The sequence below is a fragment of the Paracoccus aerius genome, from assembly GCF_014656455.1.
Taxonomy (GTDB): Bacteria; Pseudomonadota; Alphaproteobacteria; order Rhodobacterales; family Rhodobacteraceae; genus Paracoccus; species Paracoccus aerius.
Map to the genome: position 1 here is coordinate 1 of NZ_BNCL01000095.1, position 946 is coordinate 946.

The 946-nt window shown below is 65.5% G+C and carries 1 protein-coding gene and 1 pseudogene; both read left to right on the forward strand.

Annotated elements, in window-relative coordinates; all coding sequences use genetic code 11:
* Nucleotides 1–720, forward strand: a pseudogene (locus IE224_RS20855) (Mu transposase domain-containing protein); the annotation flags it as partial.
* A partial coding sequence (locus IE224_RS20860; protein ID WP_229849508.1) for an ATP-binding protein occupies nucleotides 710–946 on the forward strand: 237 nt, incomplete at its 3' end. The pseudogene IE224_RS20855 and the gene IE224_RS20860, both read left to right, overlap by 11 nt.

Genomic DNA, 946 nt, shown 5'->3' on the forward strand with positions numbered 1-946 from the left:
CAATCCGGCCGCAGGCTGGGAGAAGGGTCAGGTCGAGAAGAACGTTCAGGACTCCCGCCACCAGATCCTGCAGGAGATGCCGGGCTTTCCCGACCTTTCCACGATGAACGCCTGGCTGGAGCAGCGCTGCCTGGAGGTGTGGCAGGAGACCCCGCACGGCACGCTGCCGGGCACGATCGCCGATGTCTGGGCTGAGGAGCGGGCCGTGCTGATGCCGTTGCCGCCCGCCTTTGATGGCTTCATCGAACTCAGCAAGCGCGTCTCGCCCACCTGCCTGATCAGCTTCGAGCGCAATCGCTACAGCGTGCCGGCATCATTCGCGAACCGGCCTGTCAGCCTGCGGATCTATCCGGACCGGCTGGTCGTGGCGGCCGAGGGCAACATCCTGTGCGAACATTGCCGCATCATCCAGCGCAGCCACAAGCTGCCACCGCGGACGATCTATGACTGGCGGCATTACCTGGCTGTTCTTCAGCGCAAGCCCGGGGCGTTGCGCAATGGCGCGCCCTTTGCCGAGNTGTGGAGTTGGCCTTGGCCGAGGGCGTTGCGACCAAGACCCATGTGCTGAACCTCCTGCACCGGCTGATCGATGGAAAGGTCATTGGCGGGCCGCCCCTCGATACTCCGCAGGCCCTGGCGCTGCGCCGCGAGCCAAAGGCCAATGTCGAACGCTACGACGGCCTGCGCACCTCCGTTGCAGGGGGCCGTCATGCGTCATGATCCCGCCAGCGGCGCCATCGTCATCATGCTTCGCAGCCTGAAGATGCACGGCATGGCGCAGGCCGTGACGGACCTGATAGAACAGGCTGCGCCGGCCTTTGACGCAGCCGTGCCGATCCTGTCGCAGCTTCTCAAGGCCGAGTTGGCCGAGCGCGAGGTCCGCTCCATCGCCTATCACATGAAGGCCGCACGCTTCCCCGCCTACAAGGACCTCTCGGGCTTCGAC